The organism is Neobacillus soli NBRC 102451, from assembly GCF_001591665.1.
Classification (GTDB): Bacteria; Bacillota; Bacilli; order Bacillales; family Cytobacillaceae; genus Neobacillus; species Neobacillus soli.
The window spans coordinates 248,929-272,813 of the sequence record NZ_BCVI01000006.1; the positions used below are offsets into that span (position 1 = coordinate 248,929).

Annotated in this window: 19 protein-coding genes; 3 read left to right on the plus strand and 16 right to left on the minus strand. The window is 39.9% G+C overall.

What is annotated here, in order from left to right:
• Positions 1-99: 99 nt before the first annotated feature.
• From parC to BSO02S_RS03725, 5 genes are all read right to left on the minus strand, one after another.
• Entirely contained in the window at positions 100-2,538 is a 2,439-nt protein-coding gene (gene parC / locus BSO02S_RS03705; RefSeq protein ID WP_066062607.1) for a DNA topoisomerase IV subunit A, read from the minus strand.
• A complete protein-coding gene (parE, locus tag BSO02S_RS03710) occupies positions 2,535-4,514 on the minus strand; it encodes a DNA topoisomerase IV subunit B (RefSeq protein ID WP_066062610.1) in 1,980 nt (659 codons plus the stop codon). The genes parC and parE overlap by 4 nt, the downstream gene beginning before the upstream one ends.
• Before the next feature lie 301 nt (positions 4,515-4,815).
• The gene (locus BSO02S_RS03715; RefSeq protein WP_066062613.1) at positions 4,816-5,229 is read right to left on the minus strand and encodes a CoA-binding protein; all 414 of its coding nucleotides are present in this window, start codon (positions 5,227-5,229) and stop codon (positions 4,816-4,818) included.
• Positions 5,230-5,346: 117 nt separating this feature from the next.
• Positions 5,347-6,552: a PAS domain-containing sensor histidine kinase gene (locus BSO02S_RS03720; RefSeq protein WP_142303719.1), complete on the minus strand. Its 1,206-nt coding sequence runs from the start codon at positions 6,550-6,552 to the stop codon at positions 5,347-5,349.
• A 337-nt stretch (positions 6,553-6,889) separates the two neighbouring features.
• Positions 6,890-8,629 carry a glycosyl hydrolase family 18 protein gene (locus tag BSO02S_RS03725; protein ID WP_066062619.1) on the minus strand — a complete coding sequence of 580 codons (1,740 nt, stop codon included), beginning with the start codon at positions 8,627-8,629 and terminating at the stop codon, positions 6,890-6,892.
• Between the two features lie 181 nt (positions 8,630-8,810).
• On the opposite strand from BSO02S_RS03725, the gene plsY reads away from it, so the two are divergent.
• Both plsY and BSO02S_RS03735 read left to right on the plus strand, forming a co-directional pair.
• Positions 8,811-9,395, plus strand: a complete 585-nt coding sequence (gene plsY, locus BSO02S_RS03730; RefSeq protein ID WP_066062622.1) for a glycerol-3-phosphate 1-O-acyltransferase PlsY — start codon at positions 8,811-8,813, stop codon at positions 9,393-9,395.
• Between the two features lie 119 nt (positions 9,396-9,514).
• The gene (locus BSO02S_RS03735) at positions 9,515-10,672 is read left to right on the plus strand and encodes a CapA family protein (RefSeq protein ID WP_066062625.1); all 1,158 of its coding nucleotides are present in this window, start codon (positions 9,515-9,517) and stop codon (positions 10,670-10,672) included.
• Positions 10,673-10,720: 48 nt separating this feature from the next.
• Here the strand turns inward: BSO02S_RS03735 and BSO02S_RS03740 are convergent, their stop codons facing one another.
• The 9 genes from BSO02S_RS03740 to mtnA all read right to left on the minus strand — a co-directional run bounded on the left by BSO02S_RS03740 (position 10,721) and on the right by mtnA (position 17,577).
• The gene (locus tag BSO02S_RS03740; RefSeq protein WP_066062628.1) at positions 10,721-11,038 is read right to left on the minus strand and encodes a hypothetical protein; all 318 of its coding nucleotides are present in this window, start codon (positions 11,036-11,038) and stop codon (positions 10,721-10,723) included.
• Positions 11,039-11,095: 57 nt separating this feature from the next.
• Positions 11,096-11,542 carry an acyl-CoA thioesterase gene (locus tag BSO02S_RS03745; protein WP_066062632.1) on the minus strand — a complete coding sequence of 149 codons (447 nt, stop codon included), beginning with the start codon at positions 11,540-11,542 and terminating at the stop codon, positions 11,096-11,098.
• A gap of 12 nt (positions 11,543-11,554) precedes the next feature.
• On the minus strand, positions 11,555-13,879 hold the full coding sequence (locus BSO02S_RS03750) for an AAA family ATPase (protein ID WP_066062812.1): 2,325 nt from the start codon (positions 13,877-13,879) through the stop codon (positions 11,555-11,557).
• Positions 13,880-14,010: 131 nt separating this feature from the next.
• A complete protein-coding gene (tlp, locus tag BSO02S_RS03755) occupies positions 14,011-14,226 on the minus strand; it encodes a small acid-soluble spore protein Tlp (RefSeq protein ID WP_066062635.1) in 216 nt (71 codons plus the stop codon).
• 143 nt (positions 14,227-14,369) lie between these two features.
• A complete protein-coding gene (locus BSO02S_RS03760; RefSeq protein ID WP_066062638.1) occupies positions 14,370-14,513 on the minus strand; it encodes an acid-soluble spore protein N in 144 nt (47 codons plus the stop codon).
• 71 nt (positions 14,514-14,584) lie between these two features.
• Positions 14,585-14,716, minus strand: coding sequence for an FbpB family small basic protein (locus BSO02S_RS03765; RefSeq protein ID WP_066062641.1), 132 nt, complete (start codon positions 14,714-14,716; stop codon positions 14,585-14,587).
• A gap of 306 nt (positions 14,717-15,022) precedes the next feature.
• Positions 15,023-15,559, minus strand: coding sequence for a TlpA disulfide reductase family protein (locus BSO02S_RS03770; RefSeq protein ID WP_066062644.1), 537 nt, complete (start codon positions 15,557-15,559; stop codon positions 15,023-15,025).
• Positions 15,560-15,711: 152 nt separating this feature from the next.
• The gene (locus tag BSO02S_RS03775; RefSeq protein ID WP_066062647.1) at positions 15,712-16,506 is read right to left on the minus strand and encodes a class II aldolase/adducin family protein; all 795 of its coding nucleotides are present in this window, start codon (positions 16,504-16,506) and stop codon (positions 15,712-15,714) included.
• A gap of 21 nt (positions 16,507-16,527) precedes the next feature.
• Complete coding sequence (gene mtnA, locus BSO02S_RS03780) at positions 16,528-17,577, minus strand: S-methyl-5-thioribose-1-phosphate isomerase (protein WP_066062651.1); 1,050 nt, start codon at positions 17,575-17,577, stop codon at positions 16,528-16,530.
• 185 nt (positions 17,578-17,762) lie between these two features.
• Between mtnA and BSO02S_RS03785 the strand changes: the two genes are divergently transcribed.
• Entirely contained in the window at positions 17,763-18,794 is a 1,032-nt protein-coding gene (locus tag BSO02S_RS03785; RefSeq protein ID WP_066062655.1) for an NAD-dependent epimerase/dehydratase family protein, read from the plus strand.
• A gap of 58 nt (positions 18,795-18,852) precedes the next feature.
• Here BSO02S_RS03785 and abc-f read toward each other — a convergent pair whose 3' ends face one another.
• Together abc-f and acnA are read right to left on the minus strand one after the other, a co-directional pair.
• Positions 18,853-20,592 (minus strand): ribosomal protection-like ABC-F family protein, encoded by a 1,740-nt coding sequence (gene abc-f / locus BSO02S_RS03790; RefSeq protein ID WP_066062658.1) that lies wholly within the window; start codon positions 20,590-20,592, stop codon positions 18,853-18,855.
• A gap of 331 nt (positions 20,593-20,923) precedes the next feature.
• Positions 20,924-23,632 (minus strand): aconitate hydratase AcnA, encoded by a 2,709-nt coding sequence (gene acnA, locus BSO02S_RS03795; protein ID WP_066062661.1) that lies wholly within the window; start codon positions 23,630-23,632, stop codon positions 20,924-20,926.
• Positions 23,633-23,885: the final 253 nt, after the last annotated feature.

The window sequence follows — 23,885 nt, forward strand, 5'->3', positions numbered from 1 at the left end:
CAGTTTCCCCTCCATACTCTGTTGCTAGCTAGTATGTCCATTAATGGTAAAAAGATGAAAAAAAGACTCCCTATTTTCTAGAGAGTCTCATTCAAAAATTTATTCATTTACTTTGTCTGGTGCTGGCACTTTCCAAACCGTTGTTATCTTTCCATTCTCCCCTTCATCAAAGATAAAAGATCCGTTAGAATAGCGGTCACTAAAGCGTATATCTGCTGTTATAAACGATTCTGTGGATCCTTTTTCTGTCTGGACAAAAATAACGTCCTGATCATTGGCTGCAACAAAGCCCGTGATCCGGTGTGGATTGGATTTTAACTCCCTTAAGATTACCACACCACGCTTGGCCCGCGTAGCTATTTCAAATTCCTTCAATTTCATCCTCTTCATTGCCCCGCGCTGCGTGGTAATCACGATTGATTCCTTACTGTCATTGCTAAGGAGTTTACCGCCAATCACAAAGTCGCCATCTTTTAAGTTAATCCCTTTTACACCAGCAGCACGCTGCCCAACAATACTAATTTCTTCTTCATGGAACCAGAGTGAATAACCAAAGTTTGAGATGATGAAAACTTCCTTTGAACCATCTGTTAGATGGACATCAACGACTTGATCCTCATCTTTAAGATTAACCCCGACAAGTGGTTTAGAGTAGCGCTGTGCTTTATAAGCTTTTAGCTCCGTTTTCTTAACCATTCCATTTTTTGTAACAAAAACCAAGAAGGCTTCCGTTTCAAAATCCTTTACAGGGATTGCTTGGATGATTTCTTCATCGCGTTCAATTGGAATGATATTCGCCACATGCTGGCCAAGATCCTTCCAGCGGATATCCGGCAGTTCATGAACAGGGCAGAATAGATAATTTCCCTTATTTGTAAACAGGAGAAGTACATCCTTTGTATTCATATCGAGCTGTGCTAACAGACGATCAGATTCCTTCATTGCTGTGTCCTGACCATTGGATGCAGCAAACGAACGCTGACTAGTCCTTTTCACGTAACCTTGTTTCGTTACGGTGACAATCACATCTTCACTAGGGACCGTCACTTCGAGATTTATTTTTAATTCTTCAATTTCAGCTTCAATCTTGGATCTGCGCTGATCAGCAAAGCGCTTTTTCACGTCTTTTAATTCTTTCTTTATAACGGAGAAGAGCTTTTTCTCACTACCTAAAATGCTAGTCCACTCTTCAATTTTCTTCGCTAATTCTTCCGATTCCTGTCTTAACGCTGTAATATCAGTGTTTGTTAAGCGATAAAGCTGTAAAGAGACAATAGCTTCAGCCTGCGGCTCAGTAAACGCGAATTTAGCTATTAAATTGTTCTTAGCATCGCGTTTGTCCTTTGAAGCACGGATGGTGGCAATGACCTCATCAAGGATGGATAAAGCTTTCATTAATCCTTCAACAATGTGCTGGCGTTCCTTCGCTTTACTTAGCTCAAATTCCGTTCTTTTTGTCACCACTTCTTTTTGGTGCTCGATATAAGCATCAAGTAATTCACGAAGGCCCATTAATTTCGGACGCTTTTTATGGATGGCAACCATATTAAAGTTGTAAGCCACTTGAAGATCACTATTTTTATATAAATAATTTAAGACACCTTCTGCATCGGCATCCTTTTTTAACTCAATGACAATTCTGAGCCCTGTTCTGTCCGTTTCATCACGGACCTCAGAAATTCCTTCAACTTTACGGTCGAGACGAAACTCATCCATTTTTCTGACGAGATTTGCTTTATTGACTTCATATGGAATTTCCGTGATGACAATTTGCTGCTTCCCGCCCCGCAACTCTTCAATGTCTGCTTTGCTGCGAATAATGATTTTGCCTTTACCAGTTTCATAGGCTTTCTTAATGCCATCAATCCCTTGAATGATACCACCTGTCGGGAAATCTGGACCTTTGACGATTGTCATCAGTTCATCGACAGAGGCATCCGGGTTGTCCATTCTCATAATTACTCCTTCAATGGCTTCTCCCAGATGATGTGGTGGGATATCCGTAGCATAACCAGCAGAAATTCCCGTCGACCCGTTTACAAGCAGGTTCGGGAACATTGCTGGCAAAACTGTTGGTTCCTTCGATGTATCATCAAAGTTTGGAATAAATTCAACGGTATTTTTCTCGATATCTCGTAAAAGTTCTGCTGAAATCGCTGATAATCTGGCTTCTGTATAACGCATCGCAGCTGGCGGGTCACCATCGACGCTGCCGTTGTTACCGTGCATTTGGACGAGGACATTTCTAACCTTCCAGTCTTGACTCATTCGTACCATTGCCTCGTATACTGACGAATCACCATGCGGATGGTAGTTACCGATTACGTTACCGACGGTTTTAGCTGATTTACGAAAGCCTTTATCAAAGGTATTTCCCTCGTAATGCATCGCATAAAGAATTCTTCGTTGGACTGGCTTTAATCCGTCACGAGCATCAGGAAGCGCACGTTCTTGAATAATATACTTACTATATCTGCCAAAACGATCACCAATGACTTCTTCTAGAGGTAAGTCGCGGAATTTTTCATTTGCACTCATCCTTCAGAACCCTCCTCGGTGACTGTAATATTTTCATTTTCTAAAATAGTGTCATCCTCTTCTAAACCAAAGGCGACATTATTTTCAATCCACTTCCGGCGTGGTTCGACCTTATCGCCCATCAGGGTGGTTACTCGACGTTCTGCCCTTGCCACATCATCGATTTTTACACGAATCAGCGTACGTGTTTCTGGATCCATGGTTGTATCCCAAAGTTGGTCGGCGTTCATTTCGCCCAGTCCTTTATAGCGTTGGATGATATAGCCTCTGCCAACCTTATCGATTGCACCCTGCAAATCATCATCATTCCAAGAATACTCAATGACTTCTTTCTTCCCCGTCCCTTTGCTCACTTTATAAAGTGGCGGCAGGGCAATAAATACTTTTCCTGCTTCTAGTAGCGGTTTCATATACCGATAAAAGAACGTTAGTAATAAGACCTGAATATGTGCTCCATCTGTATCGGCATCGGTCATAATCACGATTTTATCGTAGTTGATATCGTCGACATTAAAATCTGTCCCGACTCCGCCGCCAATCGCATGGATAATCGTATTGATTTCTTCATTTTTAAAAATATCGGCCAGCTTGGCTTTTTCCGTGTTAATTACTTTACCTCGTAGTGGCAGCACAGCTTGAAAGCGGCGGTCCCGCCCCTGTTTAGCAGAGCCGCCAGCAGAATCTCCCTCCACCAAATAAAGTTCATTTTTTTGTGGATTCCTTGATTGAGCCGGTGTAAGCTTCCCCGAAAGGACCGCATCAGAGCGTTTCCGCTTTTTCCCGCTTCGCGCGTCCTCCCGCGCTTTTCTAGCAGCCTCTCTTGCTTGATAGGCTTTTATCGATTTTTTAATGAGCAGCGAGCTAATATCAGGATTCTCCTCTAGAAAATAAGTGAGATGCTCGGAGACAACCGCATCGACGGCTGATCTCGCCTCACTTGTTCCCAATTTACCTTTCGTTTGCCCTTCAAATTGGAGCATTTCTTCAGGGATTCTGACGGAGATAATCGCCGATAAACCTTCACGAATATCGGTGCCATCAAGGTTTTTATCTTTGTCTTTTAGGAAGGAAACCTTACGGGCATAGTCGTTAAATACCCTCGTCATCGCTGTTTTTGCCCCAGCTTCATGTGTACCGCCATCTCTTGTGCGGACATTGTTAACAAACGAGAGGACATTTTCTGAATAGCCATCATTAAATTGAAAGGCAAAATCCACTTCAATCCCATTTTGAGCACCTTCGAGACTGATTACAGGACTAAGGATATCCTTCTCTTCATTTAAATATTCAACAAACGCTTCAATGCCATTTTCATAATGAAATGTTTCATGAAGGCTATTGCGGTCATCGATGATTTCAATTTTTAATCCTTTTAACAAGAAGGCCGACTCTCTTAACCTCTCACATAATGTTTCAAAATTATAAGTGGTTACCGAAAAAATCGTTGGATCGGGTTTAAAATGAATCGTTGTTCCCGTTTGGTTGGTTTTGCCAATTTTTTCGAGTGTCGTTGCCGGTTTACCGCCATTTTCAAAGCGTTGTTCATAGACAAAACCATCTCTTTTAATGGTGACGATTAACAATTCAGATAAGGCGTTGACAACAGAAGCACCAACACCGTGCAAACCGCCGCTTGTTTTATAACCGCCCTGACCAAACTTTCCGCCAGCATGCAAAACCGTTAAAATGACCTCAGGTGTCGGTTTCCCCGTTTTATGCATGCCGGTCGGCATTCCGCGTCCTCTATCAATAACGCTAATTGAATTATCTTTGTGTATTTTTACAATGATGTGATCACCAAAGCCGCCAAGTGCTTCATCGACAGCGTTGTCGACAATCTCATAAACGAGATGGTGGAGACCGCGTGAGTCGGTACTGCCAATGTACATTCCTGGGCGCTTTCTAACCGCCTCAAGTCCTTCTAGTACCTGTATGGCATCATCATTATAATCAAATGCTTGCTGATTTCTTGCCACCTAAAATACCCCTTTCATTCCCTTCAAAAAGAAACATCCTTCTCATTGCTTTATGAACTATTTAATTTAATCATTCGTTTAAAAGAGTAATTAATCCTTTAAAAAAATAAAATGGAACTAATGTTTGCCGCTTTTATCTTATCACATATCTTGCGACATCTATGACTAATTGTAGCGATTTATTTCAATTTGGCAAATACGTAATTTGAAACAACCTATTTTTGTAATATTATTCTCACGCTTTTTCAGAAAAAAAAAGAAAAAAGCTGCTAATTATTAGCAACTTTTAAAGTGAATATTTCTACTTGGTTAACGAATGTTCGACTTTAATACAGCGGTCCATGACAACCGTATAACCCTTTTCCTTTAGGAAATCGTAAGCTTCCTGATTTTCGAGGCCAAGCTGTGCCCAAAAGACGTCGGCATCGATTTCATCAAATTCCTTCGCGACATCTAATAATTGCTCCGAACGGCGGAAAACATTGACAATGTCCACATGTCCGTTAATATCCTTTAAGGATGCTACCGCCTTCACACCAAGCGCCTCGTCGATGCTGGGATTAACAGGGATGATTTCATAGCCCGCTTTTTGCATGACTGCTGAAACTTGATAGGAAGTGCGGTCAGACTTATTACTTAAACCGACGACAGCGATCCTTTTTGCCTTTTTTAGGATCGCACCAATTTCTTCGCGACTTGGATTTTCAATGGTCATACGTCTCACTCCTAGGATCATTTATCTTTAGTTTACCTATTCTTCCAAGAAAAACATAATAAAACGTCCTTAATAACTAAACTCCCGGTTTTTATTTAGAGCACACTAGAAACATTCTTAAACGGAAATGAGTTCAGGTTTAATTGCTGCCGTTTTTTTCGGAACAGAAATACAGAATCTTGCACCATCTCCGATATTATCGACGGAAACACTTCCGTTCATATTCTCGAGAATCATCTTCGTCATATAAAGCCCTAAACCGGTGCCGTGATTCCTTGTCGTAAAATAGGGTTCAAATACCTTATTCAACAGTGCCGGCTCAATTCCACCAGCATTATCGGTGAATTCGGCTGTTGTATATTCTCCTTTTTCGACTATTTTAATGATCATTTTTCGGTCTTTTACATCTTTTTGAATAAAAGCATCCCTAGCATTGGTCAATATATTTAGCACAACCTGGCTATATTCATTTGGAAATCCATAGGCCATTTGTTGACCCCTGTAGACGAATTCCACCGCAATCGCATGGTTTTTTAAGCTGGACGAAAAAATAGACAAGGCATCTTCAATCGAATTTCCAACAGAAAAGGGGCTTTTTTCTTTGTTTGGTTTATAGAATTTTCGAAAATCGTTAATTGTCCGCGACATATGCTTGATTTGTATCATACTTTCTTTTGTAAAACGGTCAATATATTGGTCGTCAATTTCCCCAAACTCTAGTGCTTCACTTACATCCTGTATTAAAAGAGATAAACTGTTTAACGGTTGACGCCATTGATGGCCAATACTTGCTATCATTTCTCCCATGGCAGCAAGTCTGGAATGCTGTATTAAAATATGGTCCTTCTCCCTGTTTTTTGTTACTTCTTCCTTAATTCGTTTTTCTAATTTCCAATTCAAGGACTCAACATATTGCTTGCCGGCTTTGATTAATAACTCCTGTTGCTTTCGTTCGGTTATATCGTTTATGGAACCAGCGTAACCATACATTTTTCCTTTCTTATCAAATAAAGGGAGCATGGAAAATTCAACAATTTTTGTTTTTAAATCCTTCGTAATAAAGTAAAACTCACCATTTAGCAATTTGGCATGAATTTGACTATTGATCCCTCTAACTTCACCCTCCTTTAAAAACTCTAAAATGTATTTACCAAGAGACTCTTGGACTTCAAACCCCGTTATCTTTTCCCACGAATTATTCACATATAATATTTTTCCATCCTGATCAAGTTGAAAAATAATTTCGCGAATATTGCTGACAACTGCTTCATACTTTTCTGCTAAATCTCGATAGCTCACTTCACTTTCCTTTAGCTTCTTCATAAGCACACTTCCCTTATAAATGGATTGGGAAATTACAAAAACAAGATAACCAGTAACAAAGGTTAAGGAAATATACAAGAAAACCACTTAAACCACCTTCTTAACAATCTTCGTGGTATATCGTTTCACAATTACGGTCTTTACCTTTTGAATGACTTGTGTGATTGATTTTATCTAAATTATATTTGCTCCATCCATGGCTTTCAATAAATTAACAAATCGTTTGAAAATTCTCCATATTTTTGTAATAAATTTGACTTTATTTGTTCTTAGTTTTGACGAAAAAGAAAAGCGAAGCAAAAACAAAGGACCAGCAGATTGCCGGTCCTCGATCTACTTATTTTTTTGTCACGGCCCTACCTGAGTTTAAATCCAACGCCGTCCAGGCTGTTTGATCACCAAAAAATCTTGACCACGTTCCAATTCCAGCTAATTGATATTTTGATGCAAGGTCTGCCCGTTTCTTTAATGAAAATTCATCCTCAATCCATATTCGATAGGTGGCTTTTTCATTGGCAGAAAAAAATTCAGCATAATTCTGACCGCTTTCCTTGTCATAAGTAGGTTTTAGCCTTTTTTCGGTTAGCCATTCTTTCACCCGATCCATGGCAAGCGCCTTAGCGGTCACCTTCGTCGAGCCATCGCTATTTGTTTGTTCCTTCCAAAGCCTTGCGTACAAAGGAACACCAAGGATTAACCGTTCGTTTGGAACCTCTGTAAGCAAATTTTCCAGATTTCTCTCGACCCACGGCAAGCTTGCAACACTTCCTGCACCAGAAGCAGCACCTGTATGTTCATCATAGGCCATGACAATGAGGTAATCAGCTATTTGTGCCAGTTTGGTCCGTTCATAGAAAGAAGACCAGTTGTTGTTATCTCCTGCGGAAAAAGTAATATCCATCGTGATTACTAAGCTGGCATTATGCAAATAGGGGGCCGCTTCTCTCATGAATTGCGTAACAAGTGGTCCATCTTCTTGATTTACATTTTCGATATCAAAGTTAATTCCCTGCAATTGATACATTTGGCTAAAATGCAGCAATTGCCGAATAATATTTTTTCTAGTATCAAAATCTTTTAAGGCATCATGAGTTAGCAATGGATCAAATGAATTAGAAAACACTCCCCAGACTTGATAGCCTTTTGATTGTGCCCATTTACTATAATCGAGCGATGCAAGGTCCTTAATCGAGCCATCGCTGCCGGCAAGAGAGAACCATGTTGGCGACACAACATTTACGCCGGCCATAGTTGATATTTTGGAAGAATCAGGGTTTTTGTTATAAACGGCTTCCCATGTTAATTGAATCGATCCGTTTATTTTTGGCATCTTAAATGATTTGGTTTCGCGGGTAATCTTAATTTTTACGGCTTCATCCTTATGAACATAGTCTTTTTTGATATAGCCGCTTATCCCATTTGCTTTCCGGACAAGATAAAATCCATCCTTTTGAGCTTCGATTGTCACAGCTTCTTTTTTGCCTGTTCGCGCAACATATGGAGCTTGCCATGTGGGCTCTGTTCGCAGCCTAAGCTTTTCTTCGTTAACATCCTTTTCGGTTATCCGCCCCTTCGCATATTCCTCGCCATCCTTTTGAATCCAGATGGCATTACTTTCAGCCATCCGTTTATATTGAATTGGGTAAAAGGAGAGCAGTGGGTCCAGAGCAACAAAGATTTCTCCATCTTTCGAGATGATTGGTGACAGCTGCAGTTTTACTGCCTTTTGATTGACAAAATAGGTCAATGAATCGGTTGGCAGTTGGACAACCTTATCTTTGGTAGTAATGATAACCGATTTAGACTTTTCGTCGTAAGTGATCGTGCTGTCAATTTGTTGTTTCAAAAATGATAGAGGAACAAACAATTTTTTTCCCTCGAATAGGGCATTCCCTTGCTGACTGCCTTTAAAAAGAATCGGGTTTTTGCCTTGAAAATATACTTTTTTATCCGTTGATGCAAAAGGATATAAAAATAGAAGAATGGAAGATAAAATGAGTAATAATGCACAAAATATTCCCCCAAAAATCCACTTCGTTGAGATTTTTTTATTGCTATGGTATTCAATACGTGCCATGAATCCGTTCCCCCTCCATTCTATCGTAAAGTATCTTATTGGAATTGAGAAGGTATTTTTACAATCTTGTAGTCACTTAACCCTTTCCCATTTTAAAAAGATTGAATAAAGCATTAGTGTTTTTTCGCAAATACATGGTAAAATAGGAGAACTGGATCTTTTTATTAAAGGGGAAATTATTATGTTTCAAATTATTTTAGTCTTGATCCTTGCCTATTTGCTTGGTTCCATCCCATCCGGCTTAGTTATCGGAAAGGTTTTTTATAAAACGGATATTCGCGAGCATGGGAGTGGAAATTTAGGCGGAACCAATACCTTTCGTACACTTGGTGTCAAAGCGGGGCTGGCGGTTACGATGGCAGATATCCTGAAAGGGACATTGGCAGCTTCACTGCCCATCCTCTTCAATATGGATATGAATCCGTTGTTGGCTGGAATTTTCGCAGTTATTGGACATACTTATCCAATCTTTGCCGGTTTTCGCGGTGGGAAAGCCGTTGCGACTTCAGGCGGTGTCGTGCTGCTCTGTGCACCATTTATGTTTCTGACTGTCCTCGTCATCTTTTTTATAAGTCTTTACATAACAAAATATGTATCCTTATCCTCCATGCTCGCCGGCGTCTGTGCCGTTATTTATGCTATTATTATTCGCGATCTCCCCCTGCTGATTGTAGTCGCCTTACTAGCGTCTTTTGTAATTTACCGGCATCGGGCAAATATTAAAAGAATTATTAATAAAACAGAACCTAAAATCAAATGGCTTTAAAGGACCTATCGGTTCTTCTGCATTCCAGGTTCTAGAAGAAATGCACATAAATATAGTATAGTATTCTAGACAAGCATAAAATAATTTTGCTTGATCCTTTGAATCCATTAGGAGATTTTATGAAAAAGAAAGTCATTATGCCTTCTATTCTAATTATAATTGTTTGTATCGTGTTGGCTTCTGTTATCCTAATTCAGCAGCAACAGAGTGCAAATAACGGTAAGAGTGATAACGTTTATTCTACGAAAAATCATAAACAACGTCCATCATTGAATGTGAATCGACAGATGACAGAAAAAATAACGATAGGCGCCATAGGCGACATATTAATTCATGATGTGGTCTATCAAGATGCTTTTAACGGTACCAAATATACCTTTGAACCTATGTTAGAAAATGTGAAAACTTTATTAGAAAAACCAGACCTTCTGACGGCTAATCAAGAAAGCATGTTAGGGGGCCTAGAACTAGGGCTTTCCGGTTATCCAACGTTCAATAGCCCGCACGAGGTTGCGGATGCTCTTGTTCATGCAGGAGTCGATATTGTCTCAACCGCTAATAATCATACCTTAGACAAGGGCGAAAAAGGAATCAAATCGGAAGCATCATATTTAGATCATATTGGTTTACCGCATGTAGGAAGCTTCCTTAACGGAAAAGACCGCCAACAGTTGCGGATTTTGAATAAAAATGGCATCAAGATTGCCTTTCTCTCCTATACTTACGGAACGAACGGAATTCCTGTTCCAAATGGGAAGGATTTTCTCGTCAACCTCATTGATCGTGAAAGCATGAAAGATGAAATTCATCGGGCAAAAAAAGAAGCGGATGTAGTCGTCATGAGCATCCATTGGGGAATCGAATACCAGCGTATCCCGACAACAGAGCAAAAGGACTTAGCTAGCTTTTTGGCAAATGAAGGAGCCGACATTATCTTTGGTTCACATCCGCATGTTTTGCAGCCGATGGAATGGATTAATACAGCTGATGGCAGGAAAACATTTGTCATTTATTCTTTAGGGAATTTTATTTCCGCCCAATATAATGATTATAAGGACATCGGCGGAATGGCGACAATTGATATTACCAAGCATTTATCCGAAAAAGGTAATTCGATTGAGTTTTCCAACCCAGTCTTTTACCCAACCTATGTTACAAATCACAAGTATCATCAGTTCCGGGTTGTCCCATTAGAAAATGCTGGAGCATTCGGGCTTAAAAATGCCGATGCTAAGTATAAGGAAATACAAGCACATATGACACAATGGCTCCGCTAACATGGGGCTTTTTTTTGCTTTTATAAAAAGAAAGACTTGAAAAAATGATTATTTTTCAAGTCTTTCAGTCTTATTTTCCCAAATGTGTTCGATTAAGCCTTCCTTCTGTAAAATCTCCTTTTGCCTTTCGCCAATCAAGTCAAAATGGGAATAGCCATCCTTTCTATGATGAATCCATTCCTTTTTTAACCCGTGTTTTTTACCCCAATCGGCTAATTTTTCAAGGTCAAGGCATCCGACTTTAGTTACTGTATTGCATCCGGGAAAGCGGTCATCGAGCCAATAATGTGTTAAAAAGGCCAGTTCGCCGCCATCAATCTTTCTTTTCCAGTCGATAATTTCCCATCTTTTTATTCCAAATGCCACCGAATCACTCCAGTCCACTAGTCAATCTAGTACATTTATAAGAGGTACCTCTTTGGACTATTTTTTCTTGATTTCCTCGTATTTTAAATACCATTCAGGAAAGGCCTTTTTGAAAGCCGCAGGTCTGAAATTTTCCTTTTTGACAATGATGTGCGTTGATGTCCCCACGGCACATATTTCATCGTCCGCATTAACAATCGTATAACCATAAATGGTCTTGATGCCATCATTTAATTCTACCCATGTTTTTACAAAGGCTTTATCCCCATACCGAAGTGGTTTTTTGTAAGTAATTTGAATATCATAGACAGGAGCAAAATAACCTGCCTCCTCCATCGATAGATAGCTATAGCCGAGATCCTCAATCAAACCTGTTCTGCCAAGCTCGAAAAATTTCAAATAATTTGCATGATAAATGACACCCATCATATCAGTATCTGCATAGTAAAGCTGAATTTCTCTGGTCGAAATAAATAGATTATCCACGGGTAACGTTCCTTTCATCCTCTGAATTCATTACATTTTACTTAAGGCTTTTATGACATCCTCTACTTCTAGGAGCATGGACCTTTCAAATAGACTTTCGTCCTCATCCGCATCCATTAATCTCAAGGCTTGCGCTTGAATCATTTCATCTGCCAAATTTGCGGAAAAGCGGCCATTTCCTTTAAATTCTTCTGCCTCAATCGTCTGCAGCAGCAGTTTTTTAGCTTCTTCTGTCAGTTGGTATTGGAAGCTTTCAGAGTATGCCGCCATGATTTCGAGCAATTCTTCCGAAGAATAGTCAGGGAATAAAAAGAACTTTTTAAACCTGGAGCGAAGACCTGGATTACTATCAAGAAGTTGTTCCATTTCAGTTGGATACCCGGCCAATACTACCACCAAGTTTTCATTGTGCTTTGTCATTTCATCGACAAGCGTATCAATAACTTCTTTTCCAAAATCACCAGACGTGTGACCGAGCAGTGAGTAAGCTTCATCAATAAATAGGACACCACCAAGTGCTTCCTTAATTTTTTTCTTTGTTTTCCCCGCCGTTTGCCCAACATAGCCAGCGACAAAATCAGCTCTGCTGGCGACAATTAGATGACCTCTTTTTAAAATCCCACATTCTTTTAAAAATTCCGCATAAATTTTTGCAACGGTTGTTTTCCCTGTACCAGGATTTCCCGTGAAAACAGAATGTAGTTGGATTGGTACCGTTGGGAGTCCTTTTTTTCTCCTATACTGCTGCATTTTCACAAATGAAATCAACGACTTCATTTCTACTTTTAAGGATTCTAAACCAATTAAGTGATCAAGTTTAGATTGCGGCGATTCCACCAGATCCACCCTATCCAAACGAAAATCTTCCCTATTTAACAGCATAAATTCTAAGATATCCTCTTCAGTCGCTTGGTTCTCTGCACCCTTCTTAAAAATCGCATCTAACACGATATTGCGGACAGTCCTGGCATTTCCAAACGTATCATCAACCCGTTCCTGATCAAGACGATGGTTTATTTCGATTTTTGCCTCTTCCGTCATGAAATAATCATTATCAGAAGCCACCATCTCTGCAATCTTGACTAATTCTTCATTTGAATAATTGGGTAAATGGATAAAATTTGATTGCGGAAAACGACTGCGCAAACCAGGATTTGCATCTAAAAAGGACCGCATTTCTTCGGGATAGCCTGCCAAAATAACCGCGAATTGTCCACCGTACTCGTTTCCTGTCATAAGCGAAACAAGCGTATCAATCGCGGTTTGGCCATAATCATTCCCTGTTTGCCCCTCCCGTTTTAGGCTATAGGCTTCGTCAATAAATAACACACCGCCGATCGAACGTTCAACGATTCCACGGACATTTTCTTCCGTTTGTCCGACAAAGGAGCCTACAAGCTGGGACCGGTCTGTCTCAATGACTTCCTCGCGAGGCAGGACCCCGAGCTCATGATAGATCTTTGCCATTAACCGGGCAAGTGTTGTTTTTCCTGTCCCAGGGTTTCCGGTTAAAATCATGTGAAGGCTTAGCTCATCTTTAATTTGAAAGCCCATTTCCCTCCGCTGTTTTTGGTATTTTAAAAATCGGTAATATGCATTGACACGCTCCTTCACCAAATCCATCCCAATCATCTCATTCAACTGATTCAAGGCATTTTCTATTGTTGGGGTAATGTTTTCATTGGCTTCAAGAAACTGCAGCTGCCACTGATGTTTCATTTCCCCCACATTTGATAAATGCAATTGTAAATCTTCATAAAAGGTGGATGTATGGAAAACCCCAGTAATCGATTGATCATATTCTTCTGCCGCTTTTAACAGATTCCCTGTTTCCTCGATTACCGATGAAAGCAAATCGGCAAGTGTCTGATACTTTAGAAAATGCACTTTCTTAGCCATAGTTGAGCACATACCTACAATAGCTTCTAGATCGTGCAAATGCTCATCCGCACCTGTTAAAAAATGTTGACATACCTCTATGTACTGTTCAGCCGTTTTCTTCTTTGCTGTACGGTTATCCGTTTCCCTTATTGGCGGGAACGAAAGTGGAACTAGAAGGTCTTTGAACTTTATTAAATCAAACTGCAGCATAAATTCCTTTGCCCGTTGGTTGTTGGGATCTAATTTTAATGCCTTTTCAAGCCAAACAGCGGCTAAGGAGTTTTCTTTCTTACGTTCAAGCCTTGATAATGAGGCTAGCGTTAATAGCTTTGATAACGTAATAGGATTGGATTCATGACTAATCGCAGTTATTAACTCACCTTCGTCTGTAATAATCCCCGTATCATTTAGTTCTATTTCCCATTGCTTTATTTTCTGATTGTATGCAACACGCTTATTTTCTTGTTGTTTCAAAATGATCACTTCTTTTTTAAAATTTCCCTTATATCTTACCATAAACCCTTATCGTTACACTAAATAAAGGATTTGAATAGAAAAAGGACCTGTCACAATGCCCAGGTCCATGTTCAAATTAAGCAATCATATTAAGTTTCATCCTGAAGCTCAGCTTGGAAGGATTCGATGCTCTCCCGTCTGCGCTGATTCTTAGCTTCAATCTGTTCGCGTTGCTGTTGACTATCCGTAAATTGCATTGATTCTTCCGCTTTTTCAATGTTTTCTGTTGTATCCTGAATCATTGACTGAAGCTTTTCCGCATTGTCACTGCGATCATCTGGTTTTGGTTGGTTATTAAAGGTCATAGGGTTAGTCCTCCTTGAGAATGTACTTGGTACAGATATAGTTTGTTACGGGGGGAAAAAAATATCCAGAAATATGTGGGATTCTAAATTAATCACGACACAAAAAAGACCCTAGGACTATTGTCTGTTGGGTCTTATATAAGTTATTCACCTTTAGTTTGCATTACCTGGGCATGCTGCCCTGATTTATCATTCATTTTTTTACCCTTATTTCCACTGAATCCACGTGGCTGTGTTCCAATATGGTTGGGTACAAAAGGTTTACTGTTTCGTTTTGGATTACTCATATGATGATCCCTCCTTATTTACATTTTGTCCAAAAGGATGGAAAATCATGATTGGAAAACAATGTGATTGATTATTCAGCTTTACCCAAACGTTTATTTTCTAAGCGCTGTTCAATCTTTTCTATTGCATCACGATCTTTTAATAGTTGAGATTTATTTTCGGATACAAGCTCAGCAAAAGAGCGTTTTCTAGGTTTTCTCATTGGTATCACCTTCCTTAATTCCTATTGTAACAGTTAGTATGCCCGGAAACGGTTGTAATTATTACAACTTTTTGAAAATTAAATAAGAAAGCGGAAGCTTCCTTTGCGCGGCGTATGGACAGGAGCGCTTCGACTGAGATAAAGGAAACACGGAGCTCAAGTCGATTCGATGTTGACTTATCATAGGGAGAAGAGCGAAGTCCACTAGCCGTTTGGCGCTGGAGCTAGACTGTTATCAAAGTTCAAAGTTTTATACTTTTTTTAAAAACAAAAAAGACATTGGACAATCCAACGTCTTTTGTTTATTTACTTTAACTTCTTCGTATTGTCTTTCATGACATCGAGCTTCATTGATCCAATAAATTTATCTTGAATGATCCCCTTGCTGTCAATAAAATAAGTAGTAGGAATTGATATAATTTGATATTTTTCATTGACTATGTCATCTGCGTCAAGAAGAATAGGAAAGGTAATTTTATTTTCATCGACAAAACCTTGGACATCTAATTGAGGATCAATGTTAACCGCTAAAATCACGACATCATCTTCTTTATGTTTGGAGAACTTCTCCATTTCAGGCATTTCTGCCTTACATGGACCACACCAAGTTGCCCAAAAATTAAGCATAACTTTTTTTCCCTTTAAATCTGAGAGCTTTACTTTATCGCCAGTCAATGTCTTTAGTTCAAAATTAGGCGCCATTGCCCCAATAGTAAGGCCTTCTTTAGTTGCTGTTGCCTGATTTGTCGTTTCGGGTGCTTCTGTCTTTTTATCCATCGCCTGAACAATCGCTACTGTTAGCAGGGAAACTAAGACAACGGCAGCGATCACTTTTTTTATCATCCCCGAAAACCTCCTTTATTCATTATCTGCTATATCGATTTTACACTATAAACTTAGTTGAAACAAAACTTGTCTATGCCGAATCTGTGACAATTTACGAATTCTTTTAAAAAATGAGTGCATGTAAAAAGCAAGCGTAAACACGCTTGCCTTTAAAACAATTTCTTAAATTCATCCAACACATTTTTTGTGACTCTGTCAACAATCATGTTGAGGTCATTTTCCGATAACGAGCTTTCAAGAGGAGGTGTTATTTTTTTTGCATGGATTCCCTCAGAAGTGTCCGCCCCCAACGGTGTGTTCCCTTCAATCCCCATTTTTGATTTCATCTTGACCAGCGTTTGCACATGTTTTTTAGAAAGGTCCCGATCACCATTCAATTGTTTGGAAATCCAATTGATCTTTGCTGTAAATTCTAATGACTCCATTAAGTAATAGGCGTGTTCCAGGTCCTTACCCCAGGTTAAGGCACCGTGGTTTTCCAATAACACCCCTTGATGATGATGAACAAACTTTTTTACGGCATTTGGTACTTCTTCCGTTGATGGTGTCCCATATTCAGCAATAGGTATTGTCCCAACGTAAACTACTGCTTCCGGCATGATTGCCTGATCTAAGGGGATACCGGCAATGGCAAAAGCGGTTGCATAGGGTGGATGGACATGGACAATCGCTTGTACATCTCGACGCTCTTGGTAAACTAGCAGGTGCATTTTCATTTCTGAGGTTGGCCGGTAATCACCATCGAGAACATTCCCCTGCCCATCAATCTTCAGAATCATTTCAGGTGTCATAAAGCCCTTACTAACGCCTGTTGGCGTAATCAAAAATTCATTATCACCAAGCCGAATCGAAATATTTCCGTCATTTGCGGCAACCAATCCTTTTTCATAAATTCTTTTGCCAATTTCGCATATTTGTTTTTTATATTTTATTTCAGATATCATCCGTAACCCGCCTTCCATTCCTTATATTTCAAAAAGTTTTGGAAGCTCTTCTTGGTAATTACCTGTTAGTATTCCCTTTTCAGTGATAATAGCCGTAACAAGCTCATGTGGCGTGACATCAAAGGCTGGATTAAATACTTTGACGCCTTCAGGGGCCGTTCTTTTTCCAAAACCTTCGGTAATTTCCGCGGCATCTCGTTCCTCGATTGGAATATCAGCACCTGTTTTTGTTTCCAGATCAACGGTGGACCGTGGTGCGGCTACATAAAAAGGAATATTATGTGCTTTAGCCAGTAAGGCCACACCATATGTCCCGATTTTATTAGCAACGTCACCGTTTGCTGCTACCCGGTCACAGCCGACAATAACTGCCTGCACCCAGCCCTTTTGCATGACCATAGCCGCCATATTGTCGGTAATAAGCGTCACATCAATTCCGGCTTGCATTAGTTCCCAGGCGGTCAAGCGTGCGCCCTGTAAAAGCGGTCTCGTTTCATCAGCAAACACCTTAATGTCCCAGCCTTTTTCTTTCGCTAAATAGAGCGGAGCAAGTGCTGTCCCATATCTTGCCGTGGCAATACCGCCCGCATTGCAATGGGTGAGAATGCCCATCCCGTCGTTTAAAAGAGTTAAGGCATGCTCACCAATGGTACGGCAGACTTCTTCATCTTCATTGCGGATTTTATGGGCTTCACTCTCTAAAGCTGCTTTGATTTTAGAAATGGGTTGATCTTTTTCTTTTTGTACGCGCTCGTCCATCCTCTTTAAAGCCCAAAATAAATTGACGGCTGTTGGACGTGAAGCTGCTAAATAATCGGCCTGTTTTTTAAAAAAGGTATAAAAATCAGCAAAGGAATTTTCTGGTGCCTTCTTCATTCCAACCACTAACCCATAGGCTGCAGCAATTCCTATCGCCGGGGCACCGCGCACCTTTAATTGTTTAATCGCCTCCCAGGCATCTTCAATTTTCGTGATTTCAAGGAATTCGGTTAGATTCGGTATTTTCGTTTGATCGAGAATTTTTAATACACCGTTTTCATAGGAAACGGATTGTAAAAAAGAATCATTCATGTAAATCATCTCCACTTCTATATACAACCTAATAATTTTTCATATAATCCTTCATGCTACCAATGTAATTTTAACAATATCTATGGCATATGCAATACTTTTCAATTCTGATAATTAGATTTTCCAATATTAACGCAATTGTTCAAAAGTTTGATATGATTATAGTATGAAATGGGGGGATGCATATGAAGATTCTTGTCTTGGGCGGGAGCCGATTTTTAGGAAGAACGTTTGTAGAAGAGGCACTCACACGAAATCATGAAGTGACAATTTTTAATCGTGGAATACAAAATAATGGCATAAAGGATGTTGAAATCCTTGCTGGCAATCGGTTTGGTAATTTAAAGGCCCTTCAAAACCGTTATTGGGATGCGGTTTTGGATACGAGTGGCTTTATCCCTTACACAGTCCAAAATTCAACTGATTTATTGAAGGACCGCGTCAATCATTATACCTTTATTTCAAGTATTTCCGTTTATAAAGACTGGGTCCTCGAAAATTTAGCTGAAGACTATCCTGTTTTAGAAATGTCTCTCGATGAAGCCAATCAACTTTCAAATGATGCCAATGGTCCCATTTATGATTATTATGGACATTTTAAAGCCTTATGTGAACGGATTGCTGAAAAAAATATGCCCGGCCATGTGCTAAATGTTCGGGCCGGACAGTTAATTGGGCCGAATGATTATACGGACCGGATTCCTTATTGGGTCCATCGAATCGCGAAAGGTGGGAAGGTATTGGTTCCAGGCAACCCTAATCGCCGTGTACAGGTCATTGATAATAAAGACCTGGCAAATTGGATGCTAAGAATGATGGAAACGCAAGCAACAGGAACATTTAATGCGACGGGACCTGATTATTCTCTAACCATGAAAGAACTCCTCGCTGCCTGTATAAAAGTGACAGGCTCGAATGCCGAGTTGGTTTGGGCAGATGAAACGTTTCTTTTAGATCAAAAAGTGACTCCATGGACAGAAATGCCTCTTTGGGTACCTGAAACCACCCCATTATCTCCTGAACTTAAAGAGCCATGGAGAGGTGCCTTCTCCATTAATATTGATAAAGCTGTTAATAGCGGGCTTACCTTTAGGCCGTTGGAGGAGAGCCTTGCTGAAATTTACGAATGGGAAAAAGGGCGTAATCTTCCTCTGGAAGACTGGAAATCCGGTATGCGAGAGGATAAAGAAAAAGAGCTTCTTAATTTATTGTCCTAAAAATAGCGAAGATATCTAGTAACCAAAGAGAGCAGGAAATCCTGCTCTCTCTCTTCATTCATTCGATAAGATTCCTTTTTTGCATGAGAAGCTTGTTAAATTCTTTATCTAAAAATTCATATTTGGGATCCATTTGATCTATTAGTGATAGCTCACCAAGAATTGTAGATAGCTGGTTTTCAATGACTAACAGCCTTTCTTTGCTGGAATCCTCACGCTTTTTATCTTTATTAAAATATTCCTCTGGTTTCATTTCTACTCTTCTTATTGTTTGATTTTCAAACACAAGCAGCCGCTCACAAAGTTTATTGAGGAAATAATAATCATGAGAAACAGTAATGATGGTACCGGTAAACTCAGTTAATGTTTTTTCAAGCTGTTCCCTGCTCGGCAAATCCAGATGATTGGTTGGTTCGTCTAGAATAAGAACATCGTATTCCTTCATTAACATATCAACCAGCTTTACTCTCGTTCGTTCGCCTAGACTTAATGTCCCAATTGGCTTCGTAATATGTTCTTCCTTTAATCCTAAATTTGCAAATAATGTCCTTGCTTGGTGAATGTCCTCTCTGTCCATAAACCCTAAAGCATCAATTGCATTCTTATCTGCTGGTAAATCAGCTACATCCTGGCTTAAGTAAGCAATTTTTATTGAATCGCTCTTCCACAGTTCCCCTTCTGAATACGCCTGTTCCCCTAGAATCATTTTAATTAAGGTCGTTTTCCCGCAGCCATTTTCACCGAACAGTCCAATTCGTTCCCCGTGATTAATGTAAAACTGGGAACTCCGAAAAAGAGTCCTATTCTCGAATGTTTTACCAAGCTGCTTTGCCTCAATAATCCGTTTGCCCCTCTTTCCCGTGCTATCAAATTGGAAACGGACTTTTGTCTCTTCCAGTGGTTGATCAACCCTTTGTTTTTCAAGTTCATTTTGTAGCCGTTTCATTTTCGATTTCACTTGATTGTCACGCTTTTTTGCCTTCTTCCTGTGAAATTCCTTTATGCCATTTTGCCTTTTCGAAGGACCTTTTCCCTTTTTCGTTGAATCACGATGTGCTTTTTCAGACCAGGACTTTAATTGCTCCATTTGCGATTCAACCATTTCTATTTGACGCTGCTGAACATTATATTGGTGTCGCTGATCCTCTATCTGCTGTTGTTTCTTCTTTCGATAGTCACTGTAGTTCCCATTGTAAAAATGGATGTTGCCATTTTCCATTTCAAATATCCGATTGACGGTTTTATCCAAGAAATGGCGGTCATGCGAAATAATCAAGACAGGTCCATCGAACCTCTTTAATTCGGAAATCAACCACTCAATGCCTGTAAAATCTAAATGATTTGTTGGTTCATCCAAGATTAGAAAATCTGGCTTTGATGCCCAAACCATCGATAGTGCGAGCTTCAGCTTTTCACCGCCGCTTAAATGGGTTAGTTGATTTTCCTCCCATTCGTAAACCTTTTTGAGACCCAGTTCGCTAGCATGCCGAAATAGATCATTTTCTATATTACCTAACAGGGATTGATGAAAATCGCTTACTTCATAATCAATCGATTGTGAAAGATATCCTATTCTTAAATCACTTGGTTTCTCAATTACACCTTTGTCCGGATAAAGTTTGCCAAACAGGAGATTGGCCAACGTGGTTTTACCCGTTCCATTTAGGCCAACAAGTCCAATTCTCTCGCCGTTTTTTATCTCAAACTGAATATTGTCCAAGATTTTTTGTAGATGAAAGCTTTTTTCTAAACCCTTTACGTTAATAATCACTCTGCTTGATGTTTGTTTTTTAAACATAAAAAAACCCCTTCATATGAACCTGAAGAGAGTCTATGCCGTATAGTAATCATATATCTACCATAAATGCTGCTCAACAAATAAACCTATAAAGGTTTGTTTGCCATGGTTTTTACGATTAGGACATAAAAAAGGACAGACTAATCCTATTCTTCAGGTTCTTCATTTTTCGAGTATTCGAATCATGCGCTGAAAAATAAGATTATAATTTCATTGACCCTTAATCATTCCTTTTCGTTTGTTAATAATATTTTAATGGAGGACCCTTAACATTGTCAATCAAAAGCAGAAAACACCATGACCTAAAAGGCATGGTGTTTTCATTAAAGAATTAAGCTTGTAATTTTTCACGTAGTACCATTTGCAGGATGCCGCCGTGACGGTAGTAATCAATTTCAACTTCAGAATCAAAGCGGACAAGCACTTCGAATTCTTTCTTGTTGCCAGCTTCGTCAGTAGCTGTTACTTTTAGCAGGTCACGGGGTTTTACATTTTCGTCCACTTGAACATCGATCGTTTCTTTACCAGTTAAACCTAGTGTTTCTGCGCTTTCGCCGGCTTTAAATTGAAGTGGCAGCACACCCATCAACACAAGGTTTGAACGGTGAATACGTTCAAAGCTTTCAGCTAGAACTGTTTTGATACCTAGAAGGTTGGTACCTTTCGCAGCCCAGTCACGTGAAGAGCCCATTCCGTAGTCTTTACCAGCAAGAACAATCAAGCCAGTGCCGTTTTCTTTGTACTTCATGCACGCATCGTAGATAGACGTTACTTCGCCTGTCGGCCAGTAAGTAGTTACGCCGCCTTCTGTACCTGGAGCGATTTGGTTACGAATACGAATGTTTGCAAATGTTCCGCGCATCATCACTTCGTGGTTACCACGGCGAGATCCGTACGAGTTAAAGTCGCGGATCGCCACGCCTTTTTCAAGTAAATATTTTCCGGCTGGAGTATTTTTACCAATAGCACCTGCTGGTGAAATATGGTCAGTTGTTACGGAATCCCCAAACTTACCAACCACACGTAGTCCATTTAATGGCTCAACTTCACCTGGTTCAGGTGATAAGCCTTCAAAGAACGGCGGGTTTGCAATGTAAGTAGAATCTTCATCCCAAGTATATAAAGGCTCATTACTTGTTTTGATTTCATTCCAACGCTCGTTGTCACCAAAAACGTTCTCGTACTCTTTACGGAATAGCTCAGGTGTAACAGTGCGTTTAACCACATCATTGACTTCTGCAGTAGATGGCCAAATATCCTTGAAGAAGACATCGTTACCGTCTTTATCTTTACCAATTGCTTCAGTAGCGAAATCGATATTCACTGTACCAGCAAGCGCATAGGCAACAACAAGCGGTGGTGAAGCAAGATAGTTTGCTTTTACAAGCGGATGAATCCGTCCTTCAAAGTTACGGTTTCCGGAAAGTACGGATGTAACTAATAGATCGTTTTCAGCGATTGTTTTTTCAATTTCTTCTTTTAATGGACCGGAGTTTCCGATACAGGTGGTACAGCCGTAACCTACAAGGTTGAAACCGATTTGCTCAAGATATGGTAGCAATCCAGAATCACGAAGATAGCCAGTTACAACTTTTGAACCCGGTGCTAAGGAAGTTTTAACGAATTTTGGAACTTCCATTCCTAATTCAACTGCTTTTTTCGCAACAAGTCCTGCTCCAGCCATTACATACGGATTCGATGTGTTTGTACAGCTTGTAATGGAAGCAATGGCAATCGCACCAGTCTTAATCGTTGTTTCGTCACCGTTTTGGAATTTAACGGTCGCTGACTTTTCAAGTTCCTCAGATTTCATGCCGAAACCTTGGTTCCCTTGTGGTGCAGAAATCGCTTTATTAAATTCTGTTTTCATTTTTGAAAGTGGAATCAAATCTTGTGGACGTTTTGGACCAGAAAGATTTGCTTCAATCGCAGAAAGGTCAATTTCAACGACATTTGTATAAACTGGCTCTTCACTCGGATTGAAGAATAAGCCGTTTTCTTTGCAATATTGTTCAACAACATTGATTTGTTCTTCATCGCGTCCAGTTAAACGTAAGTAGGCAATTGCTTCTTCGTCAACAGGGAAGAATCCACAAGTTGCGCCGTATTCAGGAGCCATGTTGGCAATTGTCGCACGGTCAGCAAGTGGTAGTACGGATACACCAGGTCCGAAGAATTCAACGAATTTTCCAACTACCCCATTACTACGAAGGACTTGCGTTACTTTTAAGGCAAGGTCTGTTGCAGTTGAGCCGTTTGGAAGTTCGCCCAGTAATTTAACACCGACTACTTCAGGCACTGGGAAGTATGATGGCTGCCCAAGCATGCCAGCTTCTGCTTCAATACCGCCTACGCCCCATCCAAGTACCCCAAGACCGTTGATCATTGTCGTATGTGAATCTGTACCTACCAATGTATCAGGATATGCTTCAAGCTCACCGTCAGCATTTTCTGCCACATGAACAACATCGGCCAAGTATTCAAGGTTTACTTGGTGAACGATACCTGTTGCAGGCGGCACGGCACGGTAGTTATTAAATGATTTTTGTGCCCAGCTTAAGAACTGGTAGCGCTCAGCATTACGTTCGAATTCATAATCCATGTTAATTCGTAATGAATCTGCTGATCCATAGGCATCAACCTGTACGGAGTGATCAATAACAAGGTCAACCGTTTTTTCTGGATTGATTTTGTCTGGGTCGCCGCCAAGGTCTGCCATTGCTTTTCTTAAAGAAGCAAGGTCAACTACCGCTGGTACACCAGTAAAGTCTTGAAGGATAACACGTGCCGGCTTAAATGGAACGTCCACTTCTTTAAGCTCAGCTGTACCCCATTTTGCTAAGTTTTCAATATGCTCTTTCCCAATCATGCGGCCATCATATTGGCGAAGTACTGATTCAAGTAGTACTTTTACGGAATAAGGCAATTTGGATACCTTGCCAATGCCTGCCTCTTCAAGTGCACTTAAACGGTAATAGTGGTAGCGTTTACCGTTTACTTCAAAGGACGTCCGTGCGTTAAATACGTCGTTTTTTACCATTTGTAAAATCCCCCTCATTCGTCATCATAGTAAAATTAACGAAAAGTTGAAAAGTTTGAATTTTCCCATCCAGCTTCACTTTTCTCACAATTCTAATCTTAAACCAACTAAATACATAAGTAAATAACAAGAAAGTTATTGTGCTTGATAAGTTTTCCTTATGTTTTTTATGTAATTTGTTCGGAATATTTTGAAAATCTTATGAATGCTTTGTGAAAATCCGTGACGGGAAAATCTTTATTTTCCTTTTTAT

Bases quoted from the DNA above. Each gene is read 5' to 3' on its own strand.
- BSO02S_RS03735 (WP_066062625.1), top strand. From the start codon at position 9,515: ATGAAAAAGAAAGTCATTATGCCTTCTATTCTAATTATAATTGTTTGT.
- BSO02S_RS03715 (WP_066062613.1), bottom strand. From the start codon at position 5,229: ATGACCATTGAAAATCCAAGTCGCGAAGAAATTGGTGCGATCCTAAAA.
- BSO02S_RS03720 (WP_142303719.1), bottom strand. From the start codon at position 6,552: ATGAAGAAGCTAAAGGAAAGTGAAGTGAGCTATCGAGATTTAGCAGAA.
- BSO02S_RS03745 (WP_066062632.1), bottom strand. From the start codon at position 11,542: ATGAAAGGAACGTTACCCGTGGATAATCTATTTATTTCGACCAGAGAA.
- abc-f (WP_066062658.1), bottom strand. From the start codon at position 20,592: ATGTTTAAAAAACAAACATCAAGCAGAGTGATTATTAACGTAAAGGGT.
- parC (WP_066062607.1), bottom strand. From the start codon at position 2,538: ATGAGTGCAAATGAAAAATTCCGCGACTTACCTCTAGAAGAAGTCATT.
- tlp (WP_066062635.1), bottom strand. From the start codon at position 14,226: ATGACCTTTAATAACCAACCAAAACCAGATGATCGCAGTGACAATGCG.
- acnA (WP_066062661.1), bottom strand. From the start codon at position 23,632: ATGGTAAAAAACGACGTATTTAACGCACGGACGTCCTTTGAAGTAAAC.
- BSO02S_RS03765 (WP_066062641.1), bottom strand. From the start codon at position 14,716: ATGAGAAAACCTAGAAAACGCTCTTTTGCTGAGCTTGTATCCGAAAAT.
- BSO02S_RS03760 (WP_066062638.1), bottom strand. From the start codon at position 14,513: ATGAGTAATCCAAAACGAAACAGTAAACCTTTTGTACCCAACCATATT.
- BSO02S_RS03770 (WP_066062644.1), bottom strand. From the start codon at position 15,559: ATGATAAAAAAAGTGATCGCTGCCGTTGTCTTAGTTTCCCTGCTAACA.
- BSO02S_RS03725 (WP_066062619.1), bottom strand. From the start codon at position 8,629: ATGGCACGTATTGAATACCATAGCAATAAAAAAATCTCAACGAAGTGG.
- BSO02S_RS03785 (WP_066062655.1), top strand. From the start codon at position 17,763: ATGAAGATTCTTGTCTTGGGCGGGAGCCGATTTTTAGGAAGAACGTTT.
- BSO02S_RS03775 (WP_066062647.1), bottom strand. From the start codon at position 16,506: ATGATATCTGAAATAAAATATAAAAAACAAATATGCGAAATTGGCAAA.
- mtnA (WP_066062651.1), bottom strand. From the start codon at position 17,577: ATGAATGATTCTTTTTTACAATCCGTTTCCTATGAAAACGGTGTATTA.
- plsY (WP_066062622.1), top strand. From the start codon at position 8,811: ATGTTTCAAATTATTTTAGTCTTGATCCTTGCCTATTTGCTTGGTTCC.